This window comes from Acinetobacter sp. AOR43_HL (assembly GCF_027854635.1).
GTDB lineage: Bacteria > Pseudomonadota > Gammaproteobacteria > Pseudomonadales > Moraxellaceae > Acinetobacter > Acinetobacter pittii.
In genome coordinates this window covers 476,236-496,281 of sequence record NZ_JAKTHX010000029.1, presented here as the reverse complement: position 1 = coordinate 496,281, position 20,046 = coordinate 476,236, and the positions used below count along the sequence as shown (strand labels likewise).

Sequence of the window (20,046 nt, the reverse complement as noted above, 5' to 3'; positions counted from 1 at the left end):
CAAGGTAAACCTTAAAATTATCGCTTAGACTTTATTCAACTTTAGTAAATAGTTGGTAAAAGCAAGATGAAACGCTTAAAGTCCCTTGTCTCTGAACAAAGTCAAATCAAGCACCTCTCTACCCGACTATTTCGTCCTCAAACATTAGTATTGTCACAAAGCACTCCCTTTGAAGTGATTGGTGAATTCAATCAAACCCGTATTCGTTATTACGCAGCTACCCAAAAACAATTTAAAGAACCTTTGGTATTTGTTGCACCACTCGCTATTAATATGGCGATATATGATTTATATCCTTATCGTTCTCTTATTAAATACTTCCAAAATGCTGGTTTTGATGTCTATTTGGTAGATTGGGGCCGTTTAAAGTTTAAGGACAGACATCTTAACTTTTTATCATTTATTGAAGATTTCATTCCTAAAGCCATACAACTTGTCAGAACACACTCCAGAAGTGAACAAATCTCGCTTCACGGATGGAGTATGGCAGGTATATTCGTCACTTTATATACAGCGCATAATCATCCAAATTATGTTAAAAATCTTATTGTTCTTGGTAGTCCAATAGACAGTTATGCTTCTGGTTATATTGGAAAACTCTACCGAGCCATAAACAACGCGATTGGTCGCAATAAAAAAATTCAAGAACGTATTTACTCTGGACTACCAAAACGTTTGATTCATAGCCCAGGAATTTTAAATTCTTTAGGTTTCAAAATTCTCGACCCTAAAGGCTGGCTCGATAGTCATATTCAATTACTTAAAAACCTTAATGATCTTCAGTTCGTACAAGAACATGCCACACTAAGTAGCTTTTTAAATAATATGATTGATTACCCGGGTGGAATTAATCAGGACATGTTGTTCAATGTTTGGTTGCAAAATCCATTGAAGCGCGGCTTTATTGAGTTAAAAGATAAAAAAATTGAATTAAAAAATATCGACTGCTCTCTCTTAGTAGGCGCGGGTCGTAGTGATCAATTGGTTACCGCTGATGCAGCTCAACCATTAAGCCAGTTAACCAGTAGCCAAGATGTTACGTTTACTCTCATCCCTGGCGGACATTTGGGCCTCATGTCGAGTCAGGCAAGTGCATTGGAGTTCTGGCCACAACTAGCAAAATGGCTCACCGAACGATCAACGCAAATTTAAGAATGAGGCCATAATTCAATCCATTGCTTTTATTGGCTTGGCTACAATAAGCCCTCGTGTACTGGTGCATTTACCAAAAATATTATTGTTTTAATAGAAAATTATTATTTTCCCTATGAAGGCACTTTATTAACTTTTTTATAATCAGATGATTTAAAGTAATTTACAATCATCTGTGCACTTTTTTCAGAAGAGGTCTTGGCCTGCTCCAGTTTTGTTACATAAGGATTAGTCACTATACAGCTCGGAAGTAAACTATTTGTAAGCGGTGGAAACTTTTCTCTTCCACCTAGAGTAATTTTTTCGATAAAACTCGCTAACCACATAATGTACTCACTTTTATTCTTATAAATTGGCATTAAGCTGATATCGAGTTTAACTGAACATTCCTTTGCAGGTTTATTTAAACATTCTTCAAAATCAATAAAGTTATATTTTAATTTGTATGAAGTGTCTTTTATCTCTTGCCGTATAATACTAACTAAGCTATTCAAGTGCCCAATTACATCCTCGGAGAAAAGCTTTTCTTCTTCGAACTTTTTATAAACTTTTTCAGCAATTAGTAAAAATTGTGACATCACCTATTCCTTTAATATTTAGTCTTAACGAACGACTGATCCTTTAAGGAAGTATGATGAATATACTATTACTATGTGTAAGGGTATGAGGGTAGAAAGTAACTATCAGGGCAATTATGAAAGCAACATTTATACCATATCACAAAATCCAAATATAAGGCGAACTTATTCTCAATATAAAATACTAAATTTTAATGATTCGAAATAACTTTAATAAAAAAAGCCCATTTCATTTGGAGAAATGGGCTATAAAAAACAAAAACTATCAAACGCAGCAATTATGGGCCATATAATAAGACTTTAAATATGTAAAATCAATGCATCTTTCAGGTCAATTTTAATCTTAAATAAAAGTCCAAAATAATTTTATCTCTGTTTAAGTAAGAGAAGCCCATTTCCGTCTAAAATAAATGGGCCTAGTGAATTCCACCTAATCCTAAAGTACAAAATGTGATAATTATCACGCTTTTTTTTGATCATGGTATTAATATCTTTCTTTTCCATTGACCAAAATTCAAACTAAAACTGTCTTTTCAGCAAAAGATGAGTCATGAATATGGCTTTTCTACGAACTTTTTGTTTTTTTATTTAATAGAAGCAAGCTTCCTATTTTCTTCATTATGAGCAATTACAAGGTATTAGATAGTAGTTAAATTATGGAAAGATATATAAAAATTTAGTTAAGTTTTTGTTTTTATTGTTTATTTTTAAAACATTGATATATAAAGATTTTATTCATTTTTTGCCCAAAATTCAAACCAAAATGACACTTGAGTAATTAATAGTCATTGAAATATTGGTAAGAAACCTTATATTGAGTACAGGTTCATACCTTTAACTGAGGAAAAGCTCATGAATAAATTTATGGTTGCAGTCTTTACTGGCATGGTGAGCATTGCTAGTTTAGGCGTACAAGCTGCAACACCTGAGCAAGAATGTCAAAAATTGCAAGATGATTACAATTTGATTTATGCATCAAAAGGCTTTTGTTTTAAAGATCCTGATGCTAAAGAAAAATATGGTAATGAAAACTGTCATACGACAAAACCAAAGTTTTCTGACAAAGAGCAACAACGTCTTGACGCTATTAAAGAACGTCAAAAAGAATTGAAATGTAAATAATTTTAAAGGAATAATACATGGCATATGATGATCAAAATATCTTCGCAAAAATTTTACGTGGAGAACTTCCAGCGATAAAAGTCTATGAAGATGATCAAGTTCTAGCTTTTATGGATATTATGCCTCAAGCCGATGGTCATACATTAGTTATTCCAAAAACACCTGCTGTAACACTGCTGGACTTACCTGCTGAAGCAGCAGCCTATACTATACAAATTGTTCAAAAGATTGCTAAGGCAATGGAAAAAGCACTCAATTTGGAAGGTATTGTATTGATGCAACTTTCTGGAGCAGCAGCAGGACAAACTGTTCCACATGTTCATTTTCATCTAATTCCAACAAATGTGCATCATCTTGGACGCCATGCTGTTGAGTTAGGGGATCAAGAAAAAATTAAAGAATTAGCTGAAAAAATTAAAGCAGCTCTTTGATTTTTAGAGGGTTAAAGCGGAGTTTAGGCTCCGCTTTTTTTCGTCTAAAAACTATAAAAAATGAAAATAACTAATTTATTTCTAAATTTTAAACGTCATAAAACTGTCATTTATTCTTCACTTCTCTGTCACAAAATTTGCCGATACTGCTTAGCAAGTTGGTGAGCTTTTGTAACTTTTTGTACATAAGTCAACTACAAAATAAATAGTTAGCTAGGCATACGCCATTTTTAAATACCTTTTGGAGAAATCTCAATGAAGAAATTGCTACTCGCTGCCGCAGTTGCAACTTTGAGCGTAAACGCGGTGCAAGCAGCGCCAACTTTGTATGGCAAACTAAATGTTTCTATTAACCAAGTTGATAATAAAAATTTCGATGGTAAAAGTGACGTTACCGAAGTTAACTCAAACTCTTCTCGTATTGGGGTAAAAGGCGAAGAGAAATTAACTGACAAGTTATCTGCTGTTTATTTAGCTGAATGGGCAATTTCTACTGATGGTTCAGGTTCTGATACTGACCTTAGTGCTCGTAACCGTTTTATCGGTTTAAAAACTGAAGGTGTTGGTACATTAAAAGTAGGTAAGTATGATTCTTACTTTAAAACAGCTGCTGGTGGTAACCAAGACATCTTTAATGACGATACACGTTTAGATATTACTAATATCATGTACGGTGAAAACCGTTTAGACAACGTGATCGGTTTTGAATTAGACCCTAAATTATTAGCTGGTTTAACATTCAATATCATGGCTCAAACTGGTGAAAGCACCTCTGATAGCAAACAAGGTGAAACTGGTAAAGACAGCAAAAATGATAGCTTTGACTCTGTATCAACTTCGCTTGGTTACGAAAACAAAGATATCGGTTTAGCAATTGCTGCTGCTGGTGACTTTGGTATTAAAGGTAAATATGCAGCTTACGGTCTAAAAGATGTCTATACAGATGCTTACCGTGTAACTGGTTCTTATGACATTGCTAAATCTGGTTTTGTAGTAGGTGCTTTATGGCAACACGCTGAACCTACTGATGACTTGACTGCATATGGTCAATCATATAAATCAGATGGTTCAATCGATAAAGCTGGTAAAGCTTACCGTGGTTTAGAAGAAGAAGCATATGCAGTCACAGCTGCTTATAAAATTCCTAACACTAAACTAAAAGTGAAAGCAGAATATGCTTCAGCTGAAACACAAGTAAGTGGTCAATCAGATCGTAAAATCGACTTGTACGGTTTAGGTCTTGATTACCAAATCAACAAACAAGCTCGCTTCTACGGTATCGTTGCTCAACAAAAACGCGACTGGATTAAAGAAGACGACAAACAAACTGTTGTAGGTACTGGTATCGAATATAACTTCTAATCGGTTATGTTTGATTCAGATCTAAAATAAAAGGGCTTATGTTATTACTAGTTGGTAATAATATATAAAACCCCTAAAAAAGATCCCTAACAGGGATCTTTTTTACTATTTATAGATTATTTCTTACTTTTAATGTAAATTTTTCAATGAATATTACTAGTAAAAATTATATAAATATAAAATCTACACACAAGTAATTACTACCCTAGTAATTATGAAATAATAAATCTAATTTAATATTTAAAAAATAATAATTAAAAATATAAACAAAACAATTAATAAATATTATATTTAAATAAAACTAATCATTTAATTAATATTAATTATCTTGACTTAAATAATTATATTCGATATTTTTTGATCAAATTTATTCAGAGTTTATCTAAAATGCTCAAATCTATTAAGCAAGTAAAAGATGATTTTTTAATTTCAGGAAAATCTATTGCCGAGTGGTCAAGAGAAAATAACTTTTCTCCTGACCTTGTTTATCGGATTCTAAAAAATAATAGAATCCCACGGCGTGGTGAAAGTCACAAAATTGCTGTACAACTTGGTATCAAGTGTCAGAAAGCTATAGATTAGTTTTTGATGCAGAAAGTATAAAGACCCATGCGCCAACATGAGTCTTTATAGGTTTGTCTTTTTACGTGCCGTAGCAAGACATTTCTATTCTATGAGACATTAATAACTTTATCAATGTTTACGTACTTTCTGCTTTTTTTCTTAACTTTTAGTTTAAGTGGATAAGTATATAGATGGTAAAAATAATCGCTAAAATAGTAGAGGATAATTCTGGTGTTTATCTTGAAATACCAGTTCTGTTGGACGAAAATCAACAAGTTCTCATGCCACTTTTAGAATATATTCTTACATTAAAAAGAAATGGCAAAAGTTATGCAACTCTTTCGCAATATGTAAATGCATCAAAACTTTTGTTGGAATATATGAATGCAAATATTAATTGTTTTGCTACTCCCCTGTCTTTATTCGAAGGTTTTAGTAGTCGATTATATACTGGAACTATTGGGAACGATGGCTTAGACCCCTCGGGCCTGTATTGGTTACCTCATAGTAAACAAGTCTCTAGAACATATATCACTGCATTAACGAAAATAACTGATTGGCTGTCTGCTAAATATGGTGAAATCCCAGTAAATCCTTTAATTGAAGCTGACAGTTTAGAGAAACGCCTTAATTACGCAGCATGGTTTCGCAAAAATCAACACAACTTTTTGGGGCATATTAAAGATAAATATATTAATTCTACTGTTCTTTACGTTCGACAAATTCAAGGAAAACGCCCTTTAGGAAAGCAATTTCAGGATGCTATAGAATTTCCTGAAAAATATTTTGAAGCTTTCTATTGTCAAGGGATTGGTGGAGCTGTAGATGCAAGAGTTGCTATACGTGATCAACTTATTGTATTACTCATGCATGGTGGTGGATTGAGAGAATCTGAAGCTTTTCACTTATGGATTGAAGATGTCCTCATTGACCAACTTAATCCTTCAAGTGTTAAAGTTCGAATTTATCATCCAGCAGACGGAAAAGCTCCCCACAACTGGCGTGGACGTTCTGGTAAAACAACCCGAGCAGCATATTTAAAAGAAATATATGCTTTAAGCCCGCGAAATGACCTAATCGGAAAAAAACATGTCGGTTGGAAAAGTCGAGTAACTGACAGTAAAGATGAATACCTAGAGGTACATTGGTTTCCTCTTATTTTTGGTGAGGTTTTTGCCAAACTGTGGCAAAACTATACAAGATTTCTTGCAAAAATTGATCGTAATCATCCATATGCATTTATTAGTTTCCATCGGAAACATATAGGAATGCCTTATACTTTGAATGCATTTCATGACAATTATCGTCAAGCATTAAAGCGTATTGGACTTAAAACATCTAAAGCGGATGGATTATCTCCGCACTCACATCGTCATAGTTATGGAAGACGTTTAAGAAGAGCTGAAGTGCCAGAAGTTATAATTAAAAAATGCTTACATCATTCTGCTTTAGAATCACAAAGAGTTTATACGACGCCCACCATAAAAGAAATAAATAATAAACTTAATGCGGCAACTGAGCGTCTGCTAAACCCTTCTGAATTAGAGGAAAAAAATTTTTCTTGCAGCTGGGAAATGTTATCCGAATATAGTTCAACCATTTTAGGTTCAACTGATTATTTACACAAATGGATTTAAAATTAGGGCAAAATAATGGTTAATAAAATGGTATTTAAAAGAAAGAACAATGATGGTCGTAGTAGTGATTTAACTTTACAATGGCTTGTAAAAAATCGCGGAAATGAGTGGGAAATATGGCGACAATTTGCTGAAGAGTGGATTAAAAAACAAGATGCTGCTGTTAGTGGTAAGTTAAAAGCTTTGTGTAACTTTTTTGATGTTTATCTTGTCGATACATTGCCCTTTACAGCTGATGTTGTGAGTTTCTTTAATAAGAATAATTATAGAAAACCATCAACTGCTGATTTTAAAAGCGCTTTACTAAAAAAAACGAATAAAGGTGATAATAGACAAACAGCAGCATTATTAATCTATACGAAGCATTTTATTGATTGGCTGATAGATACACATTTTAGTGTAAAAAATGATTATGGTGTAACAGTTCGTTTATACACCAATCCATTCGAGAGTGTAAAAGTTCAAAATAATACTCATGAAACAGTATATAACCCACTGCCGTATCGTTACATTTGCAATTTACGCCATATTATATGCCCCAACCCAAGAGGATTCTTTTCAGATTGGTTATGGGCACAAGCGAATGGTAGTGGTTGGTTTGAGGTTAATAAGAATCAGATTGATGAAAATGATAAGGATTGTGTCTGGAGAATTAAAAAAGTTACTCGCAATGGTAAAGTAACAAACATTTATCAATTATGGTCACCTATAACAAGCATGGTATTGCTTATTAAATTACACTTACCTCTACGTTCATATCAGATACGTATGCTTGACTCTGGCGAATCAGATTCAATGAGATATGAAAATGGTAACTGGATTAAAAATACACATTCTTTTGCTCGTATCAACCACCGCAAAGGTGTATTTCGTCTATTTAGAGATAATGCATCTGGATTAGAATCGACCGGATTTTATATCAACACAAATAAAACTGCAGATCAGAATAAAAATGAATTTGAGCGCGGTTATGAAATTCCATGGCAAAATGACGAGGTTTTATATTGGCTTGAAAAATTACGTAATTGGCAAGAAAAATATAATCCAATCAATAAGGCTACTGACTGCTTAACGCTTGAAATGAAGCACACTATTATACTAAAAACAAAAGCTAACTTGAAAGAAATGGGACATATTTGCTTTTTATTTCGTGATGCTAGGGCAAAGAATGTTGCAGATCGCAGTAAGCCAATTCAAGAAATTTTAGTTCAGAGATTCTGGTATAAATTATTACATCAGTTAGAAAAAAATCTTTTCATTTCTGGTGATACTTTGTCAAATGGTCACCCACTTAATCTAGTTCATAAATATAGCAATACTCCTGAATTAGTAAAAACGAAAACTGAATTTCCATTACACAGCCTTCGTGTATCACTTATCACCAGCTATGTTCTTGATGCCAAGCTTCCATTACCTATTGTATCGAAGATACTAGCAGGTCATTCGCGTCTAATCATGACCCTTTATTATACGAAACTCACCCCAACAATTATGAAGGATAAAATGAACGAGGCGGAGAAGCTTCTCGATAGCAAAGCACAGGAGAGTGTTAAAGTATTTCTGCAAGATGCTGAAATACGACAAATTGAGCACAAAATGGCCTATCACGATAATCTATCTATTGAGGCGGCATTAGTTAAACGAAATCCCATCGGCTGGGAATATCGTCATCATGGACTATGCCTAGCGGGCGGAAATACTGTTCGCTCAAACGAAAGTCAAACAATACCTGGCTGCTGGAATGGTGGAGCACTACTCAAAGATTCAACTGATATATTACGAAAAGTTTATGATTCGGTTCCGCATGGCTTAGAAAATTGTGTGCGGTGTCGTTGGTTCATTACTGATGCAAGTTATCTCCCAGCACTTAATGCGCATCTTAACTTTATGAGTTACAAAGCACATGAAGCTGCTAATTTAGCAATTAAATTAGAATATGAGATTGAAAAAATAGAAGAGTCCAAATATGAAGCTGAATATGCAGGTCAATTATTTAAAAAACACGATGAACTACAAGCACTTCAGCGCCGATACGAAAAACAGTTAGTCGAAGCTGATGAATGCGCAAAAGACTGGATTGCAACTTTTAAGTTAATTCGTCGTATCATTGAAATCGAGCAAAAACGAACGGAAAATGATGTCGTCAATAAATTAATAGCTGTCGGTACAGAAAGTGATATTAAAGTCGATTTTATAGAAACTAAATCAGAGTTGCTTCATCTTTCATTGCTTTGCGATGATGCAGAAATCTATCCAGACATGCTCGATGAAATAAGAAAAACATCAGCCATTGAGCGCTTGACTCAAAGTCTTAGTCGATTAATGATGCGTAAAAACTATACACCTCATCTCTTAATGCTTGATCCGGAACAACAACTTATTGCAACGAATGCTATGTTCCGTCAAATGGCATTACTAGCTGACCCGAATAATAAGCTTGATGGGTATAAAAAAGTTGCAAATTATTTAGAACTTGAACAATACATGCAAGATAGCAATTTATTAGATGTCGGAATCAAAGCTCTAGAAAATAATATGAACCAAAAAATTTTAAAGTTATCAACTCTCGGTTTAAAACAAAAAAAGTATTTTAAGGAATAATCATATGAACATTGATATAAATGTTTTATTAGAAAATTTAAAATTAGATAAAAGTCCTCGGACGGAAAAATCATTAGATCAACTCAATTCTTTATTGAAAGCTCGCTATAATTCAGGAGAGAAAGATTTCTCAATTGCAACTATAGGGCGAATATCAAAAGCAAATAATGGCGTAGGTACTGTCAGTATTCGTAATAAAACAGGTGTGCATTTTCGTTTACTGATCGAAGCGTGGGCGACGAAAGCCAATACCACTTTGAAAAAACCGCATGTAACCCAATCAAGAGTACTTAATATACCAACTGATTTACAGTTATTAACAAGATTAGATGATCCCGCATTGAGAGCAGTTTTTGGCCAAATTATTGCTGAAAAAAATAAGCTTAAAGTAGAAAACAATATTCTTAAAAAAAATGCAGAAGTCATTGTAGACATGCGACCAAAACAAATTATGAGATCAAACAGTGAAAATCAATCAATAGAAGTCTTACCAGCGTTAAATGATATTTTTCTTCCCAGTGAAATTGAGGCTTTAAAAGATGCTATTGATAAGAAAAAAATGGAATTCCGCGGACTGACTCCTTCTGAATCTGGAGCAGTAAAAGATGAAAATGGTCGTATATTATTTAAAACAGGTTTTATATTTGCAATACGGAAAATATTAATGCACATTTCTGCCTAACTTGAATAGAACCACCTTATTGCTCTTTCAATTTAAAAAATGAGATTCTGATGAATTATAATTATATATTTCATATAGAATATATATATCCAATGATCTATACCCTCTTGAGGTATAGATCATTGGATAATTAAATTAAATTTTTAACCACTTCTAGTAATACATTGGCACCATTTATAAGCTGATTTGGCTCTGTAAACTCGCGAGGATTATGACTAACTCCTCCTTTACTTGGAACAAAGATCATGGCTGTAGGAGTAATCCGAGCAATCATTTGAGCATCATGACCAGCACCAGAAGTCATACGGCGGTAGCTAAAACCTAATTTATTAGCAGTGCTTTCAATGAGCTGAACAATCTTTTCATTAAAAATTGCTAAAGTTCGTAAATGGCTATTTGATCAGTTCAATTGAAAATAAAATATTTCATTTATAACTTTATTCTTAATAAGGACTTTCAAATTAATTTTTTCTTTTAAAATTATTTCACAATCAACTATATGTTTGATAAATTTAGTTTTATATTGCTCAAAAAGCCACCAATATGAAGCTAAAACAACTACAGCAAATTAGCAATACTGATATAAAGCTTTTAAAGATTTTTAAAACTGTTTGTGAATGTGGCAGCTTTACCTCTGCTGAAAGTATGTTGGGTATTAGCCGATCTGCAATTAGCTTACATGTAAGTGACTTAGAACAAAGAGTGGGATTCAGATTATGCCAACGAGGTAGAGCTGGCTTTGCTCTGACAGAAGAAGGAAAGGAACTATTAGAATATATTGAGATACTTTTGGTATCTATTGAAGATTTCCGCGTACAGGTCAACCAAATCCATAATAAGCTCAAAGGTGAATTTAATATTGGCATTATCAATAACTTAGTTACAATGCCAAATTGTAATGTTACTCATACATTAAGGCAGTTAAGTAATGAACATCCTGATGTAAAAATAAATATTAGTATGAGTACTCTTTCAGATATTGAGAGTAAAGTATTAGATGGTCGTCTACATGTTGGAGCTATTCCATTTGTTGCTTCCCTATCTGGACTCAATTACTTTGATCTATATGAAGAGAAGTCTTTTCTCTATTGTGGTAATAAACATCCTCTATTTTCTTCAACCACTTTATTATTAAAAAATGATTTGAAGAAATGGGATGCTGTAACACCTAACTATAATATAACCGCAGAAGCTATTAATTTACATCAACTTCTTAACTGTAAGGCAACTGCTACAGACAGAGAAGGCATAGCATTTTTAATTTTGACAGGAAACTTCCTTGGATTTCTTCCAGATCATTATGCTTCTAAATGGGTACAAGAACAGAAAATGAAACCTATATTTAAATCAGAAATTACTTACAACACTAAAATTTGTTTAATTACTAAAAAGAGTAAAGCGAATAATATTATTCTTAATTACTTTTTAGAGAGAATTCGTCTTAATGCTAAATGACTATATATTTCAACCTATTTCTGGGAGTTCTAGTGTAACTTTTACTCGATCAAGTACAACAGTAGTTTTAAACCACTCAACATTAGAATTATTGTGAAATAAGTCATCACAAATTTTTTGGAAACGGTTCATACTAGGCACTAATAATACCAGCATAAAATCAGCCTCACCAGTAACGTAGTAACATTGTTGGACTTCTGGACCAGAAAAGCTTTCTTTCAAAGCGTTTAAATCTGTAACATGAGTTTTATTAACTCGTATTTCTACAAGTATTGTAATTACCTGATTTAATTTATCGGGATCCAAAACAGCAATATTTCCAACTATATAGCCGTTTTCACGTAGTTTTTGGATACGGCGTTGTACAGATGCTGTAGACAAATGAACAATATCTGCTAGTTCACGCAAAGGAATAAGACAATCTTTTTGTAAAATTTCAAGTAAAGCTGAATCAAATTTATCTAATGACATTCTAAATAATACTGTGAGAAATTTTCTCATTTATGGTAAGAAAAACAAGGCTAATTATCAATCCAAATGAAATAAAATATTTGCATGGATTTCTTAAAGATTTAATTATGTTGAATAATTCGAAAACATCACTTGGTATAACATTGAATGTGATTGCTTCAATTTTATTTGCTTCTATGTTTGGCTATACATCTTTGCTAGATACTTTGAAGGGCAATGAAATGTATGGTTGGAGAATATTACTGACTTTACCTTGTTTAACGTTGTTCATTATTTTAAAAGGAAATTGGTATCAAATTAATAGTATATACAAGCGCCTATTTCAAGACCGCTATTTCTTTTTAACACGCATATTTTCCTCATTTCTCATTGGAATACAACTTTGGTTGTTCATGTGGGCGCCGACAAATGGTTATGGAATAGATGTATCTCTTGGTTATTTTATAATGCCAATCGTCATGGTTATTGTAGGCCGAATCGCATTTAAAGAAAAAATGACAAAATTGCAAAATATAGCGTGTATCTTTGCAATACTTGGAATTATCAATATGGTATTGGTAGCAAAGACATTTACTTGGCCAACTTTACTTATATGCCTGGGTTATCCGATTTACTTCTGGTTAAGACAGAAGACACAAACCAATAATATTGGTGGCCTATGGTTTGACATGCTTTTGAGTTTACCAATTAGTCTATACTTTATTTTTAATGGAAATATTGGTTCAGCTGAATTGATAAGTGATCCCGAAATAATTTGGCTAATATTAGGGCTTGGCTTAATTAGTGCACTTGCATTAGGTTTTCAATCTCTTTCAGCCCCATATTTGAATTTAACTCTTTTTGGCCTTTTAGTATATGTTGAGCCAGTGTTCTTATTAGCTGTATCAATCTTACTTGGATATTCAATTCAAACTGCTGAATGGCCTACTTACATAGCGATATGGCTGGCTGTATTGGTACTCATAATTGAAGGAATACTACAATTAAAGAAATTTAAGAAAGTAGAAGTCTGAAAAATTAATTCTATACTATAAATACTATTCATTATTATCGGTAGATAACAAATCATTGTTATCTACACCCACCCCTACTTTTTCATCAGTCAAAGATTTTAATTGAGCTTAATTTTGGTCAGGTCTTTTAATAAAATCAAAAGATTTTCCATTTTTTCCTCACCATATTGTTCTTGGATTTTTTTATAAGAAGCTTCCATTTTTACTGCTTGAGTTTTAAAACATTCAAGACCACTTTCAGTAAGACTAATCAAACTAATCCTTTGATCATCATAATCTTTACGCTTTTGAACCAGTTTTTGTTCAATCATGCGATTTAGAATTCCAGTTAAACTTGGTTTCAATATACATGCCAACTCAGCTAACTGATTACTCTCCAACTCTTCATATTGATATAAAATTCGAATAATACGCCATTGCTGTTCGGTTAATCCAACTTCATTGAGTGCTGGGCGAAAATGAGACATGATAGCTTCACGAGCTTCTAATAGTGCTAATGTTAAAGATGGACGAATTGGTTTCATTATTTTCCAAAAAAACAAATTTGTGAATATGTTAACTTATTTTTGTTCAGTATTAAATCAGTATAATACTGAAATGTATTTTATTAGTTTTACAAGCCAAGATAAAAAAATGAAGGGACCTTCTCCCTTCATTTCATAATATTTTCAGATCTTTATTAAATTCCAATCAGATCTTTAAGCATACTTTTAAATAGCTTTCGTTCATTATCTGTATATTTTGCAAAAACATCTTCTTGGTGACTTTCTGCAATTTTATAGAGCATATGAGCGCACTGATTACCTTCTTCAGTTAATTCGTAGTGTTCGCCTTTATCAATTAATAACCCTTTTTCAGATAAGATTTTAGTAGCTTCTTCTATTTCACGTATAGGCATCGCTACTTCACGCTGCAAATCACATTTACTAGATGCGGTTTTGCTTTCTAAAACTAACAACAAACGAGCTTCACTGGTGCGAAAACCACTCGCTAATTGCTTTGGTTGATAGTCATTTTGATAGGCTCGTACAGCTTGAGTCAATAAATAATACATATTGTCATATAAACGACCAGGGAAAACACCTTCGGCAGTTTCAGACTTCATATTTAAACTTGGATGTGGCAAAACTGCTGAATAAGCACCTTGGTGATAGAGTAGTGGTGAACGTCCATGATCATGAAACTTCACTACTCGGCCTATAATAATCCAATGATCACCACCTTCGACAATATTATACCGCTCACATTCAAAAGCTGCAGAGCAGTTTTTGAAAAGTGGTACATTGCCAGTCCCTAACTCAAAATCAATATTGGCAAATTTATCTTCACCTCGGCGTGCAAAACGATTAGATAATTCAATTTGAGCAGCTGATAAAATATTAACTCCGAAATGGGTAGCTTCTTCAAAAACTTGATAACTTGAAGAATTTTTATCGATACTCCATAAAACTAAAGCTGGATCTAGTGAAACAGAGTTAAAACTATTTGCAGTTACCCCTACTCGCTCACCTGATGAATTTTGAGCAGTCATAATGGTAACACCTGTTGCGAAATTACCTAAAGCACGACGAAAGGCTTTCGGATCAATAATTTCATTTTCCCCAACATTCGTATTTACTTGATTCATTGCATTCATATTCCTTTATCCCCGCATTTAAACCATTGTTGGATCCGGTTCCATACCCATTAATTCACGCCCCAAAATCTGTGCACACACATCATAATCAGTGTAAGCATGTGCACCAGTCATATGAGAATCACGGAATAGACGTTGAAGTTCACTGTTGTCCATAAAACTTGTTGCACCAGCAGCAGCCATTAAACGATCAACAGCTTCAATACACATTTTGACTGCATAAGCTTGATTTGTTCTCCAAAAAGCTAGCGTTTCTTTATTGGGATATTGATGATTTATTCCATGAATACGGTGGTCTTCCCAAGTTTTTTCAAGTAATGCACGTGCAGCAGCAACTTGATGTGTGGATTCTGCAATGCGCATTAAAGCAGGAGTAGCAAGACCAACGTTTACACCCGTATATGCGCGAACACGATTTCTTTGTTTTTCTTTAAATGCTTCAACCATACGTTCTGCAATTCCTAGGCTCACAGCTGAAAACCCACTTGCGAAATACGGACGATATGGTGAGTAGAAAATATTTGAATCAGGGTATAAGCCAAAGCCAGCTGACTTCCCTTCCATCATATCTTTAGCTTTAGAAATACGATATTCAGGAATAAAAACATTCACAAGCTTTAGCATTTTTGAACCACTACTCTTAATAGCTTGAGCATACCAATTATCTACGATTTCGTAGTCACTACGAGGAATAACTCCAAAGCTATAAATTTTATTGCCTTCAGTGTCAAAGCGGTTAAAACCAACAATTGCATATTCAGCATGATCACAACCGCTACTCCAGCCATAATCACCATTTAAAATTATTCCACCATCTACTTCTTCAACTTTTCCAAAAGGTGCGATTGAACTACTTGCAGTTGCATTAGGATCTTTTAACCAAATCTCATCCTGAAGTTGTTTACTAAACATTGCGATTTGATGGCTATGGGTACAAAGAAGACTAAAAGCCCAAGCCGTACCTGCACATGCACCAGCCAAGGTAACAATACAATTTGCAAAATCTGGTAAGCTCATTTCTAAGCCACCATATACTTTTGGCTGAAACGCTCTATGAAAATTAATCTCTTTAAGGAGTTTTATATTCTCATCTGGAACACGGCGTAATTGCTCAGCTGTTTCAGCATTCTGTGCAATTTGCGGAAGAATTTGCTGAATTTTCTCAAGCATTGACATTCCATTAACAGCTGGTGTTTGCGCTTGAGTATATACAAGGCGAATTGGCTGGAAATTTTCTTCGAAATTATGAGTTACATCAGAATTCAGATTTAAAACTGTATTTTCCATAATGTTGTTTCCATTCAATTAAAAGTCATTCCTAAATAGACTTCTTGTCTACATATGATGTTTGCTTCTCTTTAATCCATTATTAAGAAAATTATTTAAATGATTAATGCACTTTTAAAAGTTAAAACGGTACTTTTCATAGTTTCAAAGACGACTATTTATTTATTGTGTATTTAGATGTTTTATTCATTTCTAAACAAATAAAGCACCAATGAAAATTGATGCTTTATCTTTATAAAAATATATTATTTTATTGATTGTGATGCCATATCACGGGAGATTCTGATTGTTCTTTCTCATGGTTTGGCCCTAACGGTATACCAGTACGATCTCTTAATGAAATTGTGGAAAGAAAAGCTATACTTGTCATTAATAATAAATAGATGGTTACTGCATACGTTGATCCAGTCACGTTAATGAGCCAAGCCCCAATCATGGGAGCAAACGCTCCTCCTAGAATAGCTCCAAGAGCATAAGATATTGAAATCCCGGAAAAACGAATAGATGCTGGAAAAAGTTCAGAATAGAAGGCTGATTGCACGCCGTAGGTAAGACCAATTCCAAGTGCTAGAAAACATAATGCCAAAGCAATTAATGGAATTGAAGCAGTATTAACAAGTGGAAATAAAGTTAGAACAGCGAATAATTGTACAATCCATCCAAAAATATAGGTTTTCTTTCGTCCAATATTATCGGATAAAACTCCCGAAAACCATGTTGAAATTAACCATATTATTGAAGCTAACGTTACACATATTAGAATTGGGGTTCTCGGTAAGGCCAGCGGTCCGTCAGGATTAGTTGCATAATTTTGAATGAAACCTCCTGTAGTCATATAACCACAAGCACTATTTCCTGCAAAAACAAGCGCAGCTAAAATAACAAGAAGAGCATGGTTTTTAAAGAGATCACGAATAGGCGTAGTTGAAGTGCTTTTACGTTGTTTTATCTCTTCAAATACAGGGCTTTCTTCAACGGTACGGCGTATCCAGTGCCCTACAAATAGTAAAACAATACTGAATAAGAAAGGAATTCGCCATCCCCATTCTATAAATGCGTCTCCAGGAGAGATAAACCCTGTCATTAATGCGAACATTACTGAGGCCAAAATAAGCCCTAAAGGAACACCTATCTGCGGAAAAGCCCCAAAACGTCCTCGCTTGTGATTTGGTGCATGCTCGACAGCCATTAAAACAGCACCTCCCCATTCACCGCCAGCTGCTAAACCCTGTAATATTCTTAAGATAAGTAAAAGTACAGGTGCCCAAATACCAATAGAATCATAAGTAGGTAATAGTCCAATACTTGTGGTGGCAAGACCCATGAGAATTAAAGTTATTACAAGTACAAAACGACGCCCATATCTATCTCCAATATAGCCTGCCAAGAAAGCTCCTAATGGTCGAAAAAGAAAGCTTAGTCCTACAGTTGCAAAAGTTAGTATTGTTCCTAATGAGTCACCTGCTGGAGAAAAGAAAAGGTCTTTAAAAACTAGACCAGCGGCTGCCGCATAGATAAAAAAGTCATACCACTCCACTGTGGTACCGATAATTGTGGCTAAAGCAACTTTCCTTTCCTCCACACTTAAATTTTCCTTATCAAAAGTTGTAATCGTGTCACTCATTGCTTGCTCCTTGCATGATGAAATCTTATTTCTATACTTTTTTCAAAATAGTTAATATATTAACCATTTATTTAATACTTCTTCTGTAGTGACTAAAAGATATGCCTCATTCCACATAGTTAACATATTAACTATGTGGATATTTTTTTAAATTAATTAGGGAAATTAGATTCCCATACACATATATTTGAGTTCTTGATAGTCTTCTAAGCCATATTTTGAGCCTTCTCGGCCTGTACCAGACTCTTTGATTCCACCAAATGGAGCAACTTCAGTTGAAATAATGCCTTCATTGATGCCAACCATACCATATTCCAAAGCTTCGCCTACTCTCCAAGCACGGCTTAAGTTTTGCGTATAGACGTATGAAGCTAGACCAAACTCAGTGTCATTTGCCATCTCAACAGCTTGTTCTTCTGTCTCAAACTTGAATACAGGAGCTAATGGTCCAAAGGTTTCATCATTGGCTACTAACATATCAGGCGTTACATTAGCTAAAACTGTTGGTTCAAAAAAAGTCTGCCCCAAAGCATGTCGATGACCACCATAAATAATTTTTGCACCTTTTGAGGTAGCGTCTAAAATATGTTCTTGAATTTTCTCAACCGCCTTTTCATTGATTAGAGGACCTTGCTCTGCTCCATTTTCGAAAGCTGGTGCCACTTTCAGTTTTGCAACCGCAATGCTTAATTTTTCAATAAATACATCGTAAACAGAAGCCTGAACTAATAAGCGATTGGTACATACACATGTTTGTCCACTATTGCGGAATTTAGATGCAATCGCACCTTCAACAGCACGATCAAGATCAGCATCTTCAAACACAATAAATGGTGCATTACCGCCAAGCTCCATACTGACTTTTTTCATTGTTGAAGAGCATTGTTCCATCAACAACTTGCCAATTTGAGTAGAACCAGTAAAAGATACTTTCCGTACTGATGGGTGTTTAGTCAGTACCGCACCGATCATTCGTGCACTACCAGTTACCACATTAATAACACCTTTCGGAATACCTGCACGCTCAGCCAATACAGCTAGGGCAAATGCTGATAATGGTGTTTCTGATGCTGGTTTTATAATTACTGTGCAGCCAGCAGCTAAAGCTGGACCAACCTTACGCGTAATCATGGCATTTGGGAAATTCCAAGGGGTAATAGCTGCAACAACACCTACAGGTTGACGAATAACAACTAAACGTCGACCTTGCTTATCATGAGGAATAATATCGCCATATGCACGCTTTGCTTCTTCAGCAAACCATTCAATAAAACTCGCACCATACACAATCTCACCACGGCTTTCAGTCAATGGCTTACCTTGTTCAAGGCTAAGTAATGTTGCAAGATCTTCCTGATTTTCAATGATCAGTTGATACCATTTTTTTAAAAGAAGTGATCGCTCTTTTGCTGTAGTTAGCTTCCATGTAATCAAGGCTTGTTCAGCTGCATTGACTGCATGTTCGACCTGCTGTTCGGTTGCAGATGAAACATTAGCAATAGTTTCGCCTGTGGCAGGATTAGTAACAGCAAATATTTGTTGATCCGTAGCCGCTAACCATTCACCATTAATAAAAACCTGTTGTTTTAATAATGATGTATCTTTTAATTGCATGATTCTTTAATCCTTTAATAGACACTTGGTAATGTCGATACCGGTTCATCAACATTTTTGAATTTTGAGAGCAGTTGCTTCATCGACTTCATGAGTAAGCTAGTGTCTACACCAACAGCAACAAACTCAGTTCCTAGCTCAAGATATTGTTTCGCTAGCATTTCATCAGCTGATAGAATGCCAGCCGCCTTGCCTGCTGCACGGATTTTTTGAATGGTCTGTACAATAATGTTTTGGACATATTCATGGCCTGGATTACCTCGGTAGCCCAGTGCTGCCGACAAGTCGGCAGGACCAATAAAGACTCCATCGATACCATCGACTTTTAATATCTCATCTAGATTGTCTAAACCTTTTTTAGATTCAACCTGTACTAAGACACAGATTTGTTCATCGGCTGTCTGTAAATAGTCTGGAATATTATTCCATCGTGAAGCTCTGGCAAGTGCAGCTCCAACTCCCCGAATCCCTTCTGGTGGATAACGAGTTGCTTTCACCATCAATTCAGCCTGTTCAGCAGATTCAACCATTGGAATAAGTAGGGTTTGTGCACCAATATCCAGTAATTGCTTAATAAGAGGTACATCACCTGAAACAGGCCGCACGACCGCTTGGCTTGGATAAGCTGCGAGACTTTGCAATTGGGCTAAAATACTGCGCACATCATTTGGGGCATGCTCACCATCAATAAGCAACCAGTCATAGCCAGCATTTGCCGCAATTTCTGCACAGTAACCATCAGCTAAGCCAACCCACATGCCTATCTGTTGCTCGTTTTTAAGCTTTTGCTTAAAGTAATTAACAGTATTCACCATGA

General features: G+C 34.6%; 19 protein-coding genes. 10 read left to right on the top strand and 9 right to left on the bottom strand.

Annotated features, from left to right (window positions below; genetic code table 11):
• Positions 1-66 precede the first annotated feature (66 nt).
• A complete protein-coding gene (locus MKL33_RS14230; protein ID WP_270907206.1) occupies positions 67-1,152 on the top strand; it encodes an alpha/beta fold hydrolase in 1,086 nt (361 codons plus the stop codon).
• Positions 1,153-1,265: 113 nt separating this feature from the next.
• Here MKL33_RS14230 and MKL33_RS14225 read toward each other — a convergent pair whose 3' ends face one another.
• Positions 1,266-1,730: a hypothetical protein gene (locus MKL33_RS14225; protein ID WP_057061810.1), complete on the bottom strand. Its 465-nt coding sequence runs from the start codon at positions 1,728-1,730 to the stop codon at positions 1,266-1,268.
• Positions 1,731-2,582: 852 nt separating this feature from the next.
• On the opposite strand from MKL33_RS14225, the gene MKL33_RS14220 reads away from it, so the two are divergent.
• The 7 genes from MKL33_RS14220 to gmtX all read left to right on the top strand — a co-directional run bounded on the left by MKL33_RS14220 (position 2,583) and on the right by gmtX (position 10,129).
• Positions 2,583-2,852, top strand: coding sequence for a YARHG domain-containing protein (locus tag MKL33_RS14220; protein ID WP_002122146.1), 270 nt, complete (start codon positions 2,583-2,585; stop codon positions 2,850-2,852).
• 17 nt (positions 2,853-2,869) lie between these two features.
• Positions 2,870-3,283, top strand: coding sequence for an HIT family protein (locus tag MKL33_RS14215; RefSeq protein WP_005069390.1), 414 nt, complete (start codon positions 2,870-2,872; stop codon positions 3,281-3,283).
• A gap of 255 nt (positions 3,284-3,538) precedes the next feature.
• On the top strand, positions 3,539-4,645 hold the full coding sequence (locus MKL33_RS14210; RefSeq protein WP_068611319.1) for a porin: 1,107 nt from the start codon (positions 3,539-3,541) through the stop codon (positions 4,643-4,645).
• Between the two features lie 387 nt (positions 4,646-5,032).
• Complete coding sequence (locus MKL33_RS14205) at positions 5,033-5,227, top strand: DNA-binding protein (RefSeq protein ID WP_270907205.1); 195 nt, start codon at positions 5,033-5,035, stop codon at positions 5,225-5,227.
• 173 nt (positions 5,228-5,400) lie between these two features.
• On the top strand, positions 5,401-6,846 hold the full coding sequence (gmtY, locus tag MKL33_RS14200) for a gamma-mobile-trio recombinase GmtY (protein ID WP_270907204.1): 1,446 nt from the start codon (positions 5,401-5,403) through the stop codon (positions 6,844-6,846).
• 15 nt (positions 6,847-6,861) lie between these two features.
• Positions 6,862-9,447, top strand: coding sequence for a gamma-mobile-trio integrase GmtZ (gene gmtZ / locus MKL33_RS14195; protein WP_270907203.1), 2,586 nt, complete (start codon positions 6,862-6,864; stop codon positions 9,445-9,447).
• Between the two features lie 4 nt (positions 9,448-9,451).
• Positions 9,452-10,129 carry a gamma-mobile-trio protein GmtX gene (gene gmtX, locus MKL33_RS14190; protein ID WP_270907202.1) on the top strand — a complete coding sequence of 226 codons (678 nt, stop codon included), beginning with the start codon at positions 9,452-9,454 and terminating at the stop codon, positions 10,127-10,129.
• Between the two features lie 130 nt (positions 10,130-10,259).
• Here gmtX and MKL33_RS14185 read toward each other — a convergent pair whose 3' ends face one another.
• Positions 10,260-10,487: a M20/M25/M40 family metallo-hydrolase gene (locus MKL33_RS14185; protein ID WP_270907288.1), complete on the bottom strand. Its 228-nt coding sequence runs from the start codon at positions 10,485-10,487 to the stop codon at positions 10,260-10,262.
• A gap of 185 nt (positions 10,488-10,672) precedes the next feature.
• Between MKL33_RS14185 and MKL33_RS14180 the strand changes: the two genes are divergently transcribed.
• The gene (locus tag MKL33_RS14180; protein ID WP_270907201.1) at positions 10,673-11,584 is read left to right on the top strand and encodes a LysR family transcriptional regulator; all 912 of its coding nucleotides are present in this window, start codon (positions 10,673-10,675) and stop codon (positions 11,582-11,584) included.
• A 9-nt stretch (positions 11,585-11,593) separates the two neighbouring features.
• Here MKL33_RS14180 and MKL33_RS14175 read toward each other — a convergent pair whose 3' ends face one another.
• Positions 11,594-12,055 (bottom strand): Lrp/AsnC family transcriptional regulator, encoded by a 462-nt coding sequence (locus tag MKL33_RS14175; RefSeq protein WP_270907200.1) that lies wholly within the window; start codon positions 12,053-12,055, stop codon positions 11,594-11,596.
• Positions 12,056-12,162: 107 nt separating this feature from the next.
• Here MKL33_RS14175 and rarD point away from each other — a divergent pair, with 107 nt between their 5' ends.
• On the top strand, positions 12,163-13,068 hold the full coding sequence (gene rarD / locus MKL33_RS14170; protein ID WP_270907199.1) for an EamA family transporter RarD: 906 nt from the start codon (positions 12,163-12,165) through the stop codon (positions 13,066-13,068).
• A 98-nt stretch (positions 13,069-13,166) separates the two neighbouring features.
• On the opposite strand, the gene hpaR is transcribed toward rarD, so the two are convergent.
• From hpaR to hpaI, 6 genes are all read right to left on the bottom strand, one after another.
• Positions 13,167-13,592, bottom strand: coding sequence for a homoprotocatechuate degradation operon regulator HpaR (hpaR, locus tag MKL33_RS14165; protein ID WP_270907198.1), 426 nt, complete (start codon positions 13,590-13,592; stop codon positions 13,167-13,169).
• Between the two features lie 155 nt (positions 13,593-13,747).
• Complete coding sequence (locus MKL33_RS14160; protein ID WP_270907287.1) at positions 13,748-14,695, bottom strand: p-hydroxyphenylacetate 3-hydroxylase reductase component; 948 nt, start codon at positions 14,693-14,695, stop codon at positions 13,748-13,750.
• Positions 14,696-14,722: 27 nt separating this feature from the next.
• Positions 14,723-15,991, bottom strand: a complete 1,269-nt coding sequence (locus MKL33_RS14155) for a p-hydroxyphenylacetate 3-hydroxylase oxygenase component (protein WP_270907197.1) — start codon at positions 15,989-15,991, stop codon at positions 14,723-14,725.
• Between the two features lie 250 nt (positions 15,992-16,241).
• Positions 16,242-17,615 carry an MFS transporter gene (locus MKL33_RS14150; RefSeq protein WP_270907196.1) on the bottom strand — a complete coding sequence of 458 codons (1,374 nt, stop codon included), beginning with the start codon at positions 17,613-17,615 and terminating at the stop codon, positions 16,242-16,244.
• Between the two features lie 165 nt (positions 17,616-17,780).
• Positions 17,781-19,229: an NAD-dependent succinate-semialdehyde dehydrogenase gene (locus MKL33_RS14145; protein ID WP_270907195.1), complete on the bottom strand. Its 1,449-nt coding sequence runs from the start codon at positions 19,227-19,229 to the stop codon at positions 17,781-17,783.
• 14 nt (positions 19,230-19,243) lie between these two features.
• Positions 19,244-20,044, bottom strand: coding sequence for a 4-hydroxy-2-oxoheptanedioate aldolase (hpaI, locus tag MKL33_RS14140; RefSeq protein ID WP_270907194.1), 801 nt, complete (start codon positions 20,042-20,044; stop codon positions 19,244-19,246).
• Positions 20,045-20,046 lie beyond the last annotated feature (2 nt).

Excerpts from the sequence above, each read along its gene's own strand:
- MKL33_RS14230 (WP_270907206.1), top strand. The coding sequence starts at position 67 with ATGAAACGCTTAAAGTCCCTTGTCTCTGAACAAAGTCAAATCAAGCAC.
- MKL33_RS14225 (WP_057061810.1), bottom strand. The coding sequence starts at position 1,730 with ATGTCACAATTTTTACTAATTGCTGAAAAAGTTTATAAAAAGTTCGAA.
- MKL33_RS14220 (WP_002122146.1), top strand. The coding sequence starts at position 2,583 with ATGAATAAATTTATGGTTGCAGTCTTTACTGGCATGGTGAGCATTGCT.
- MKL33_RS14215 (WP_005069390.1), top strand. The coding sequence starts at position 2,870 with ATGGCATATGATGATCAAAATATCTTCGCAAAAATTTTACGTGGAGAA.
- MKL33_RS14210 (WP_068611319.1), top strand. The coding sequence starts at position 3,539 with ATGAAGAAATTGCTACTCGCTGCCGCAGTTGCAACTTTGAGCGTAAAC.
- MKL33_RS14205 (WP_270907205.1), top strand. The coding sequence starts at position 5,033 with ATGCTCAAATCTATTAAGCAAGTAAAAGATGATTTTTTAATTTCAGGA.
- gmtY (WP_270907204.1), top strand. The coding sequence starts at position 5,401 with ATGGTAAAAATAATCGCTAAAATAGTAGAGGATAATTCTGGTGTTTAT.
- gmtZ (WP_270907203.1), top strand. The coding sequence starts at position 6,862 with ATGGTTAATAAAATGGTATTTAAAAGAAAGAACAATGATGGTCGTAGT.
- gmtX (WP_270907202.1), top strand. The coding sequence starts at position 9,452 with ATGAACATTGATATAAATGTTTTATTAGAAAATTTAAAATTAGATAAA.
- MKL33_RS14180 (WP_270907201.1), top strand. The coding sequence starts at position 10,673 with ATGAAGCTAAAACAACTACAGCAAATTAGCAATACTGATATAAAGCTT.
- MKL33_RS14175 (WP_270907200.1), bottom strand. The coding sequence starts at position 12,055 with ATGTCATTAGATAAATTTGATTCAGCTTTACTTGAAATTTTACAAAAA.
- rarD (WP_270907199.1), top strand. The coding sequence starts at position 12,163 with ATGTTGAATAATTCGAAAACATCACTTGGTATAACATTGAATGTGATT.
- hpaR (WP_270907198.1), bottom strand. The coding sequence starts at position 13,592 with ATGAAACCAATTCGTCCATCTTTAACATTAGCACTATTAGAAGCTCGT.
- MKL33_RS14160 (WP_270907287.1), bottom strand. The coding sequence starts at position 14,695 with ATGAATCAAGTAAATACGAATGTTGGGGAAAATGAAATTATTGATCCG.
- MKL33_RS14155 (WP_270907197.1), bottom strand. The coding sequence starts at position 15,991 with ATGGAAAATACAGTTTTAAATCTGAATTCTGATGTAACTCATAATTTC.
- MKL33_RS14150 (WP_270907196.1), bottom strand. The coding sequence starts at position 17,615 with ATGAGTGACACGATTACAACTTTTGATAAGGAAAATTTAAGTGTGGAG.
- MKL33_RS14145 (WP_270907195.1), bottom strand. The coding sequence starts at position 19,229 with ATGCAATTAAAAGATACATCATTATTAAAACAACAGGTTTTTATTAAT.
- hpaI (WP_270907194.1), bottom strand. The coding sequence starts at position 20,044 with ATGGTGAATACTGTTAATTACTTTAAGCAAAAGCTTAAAAACGAGCAA.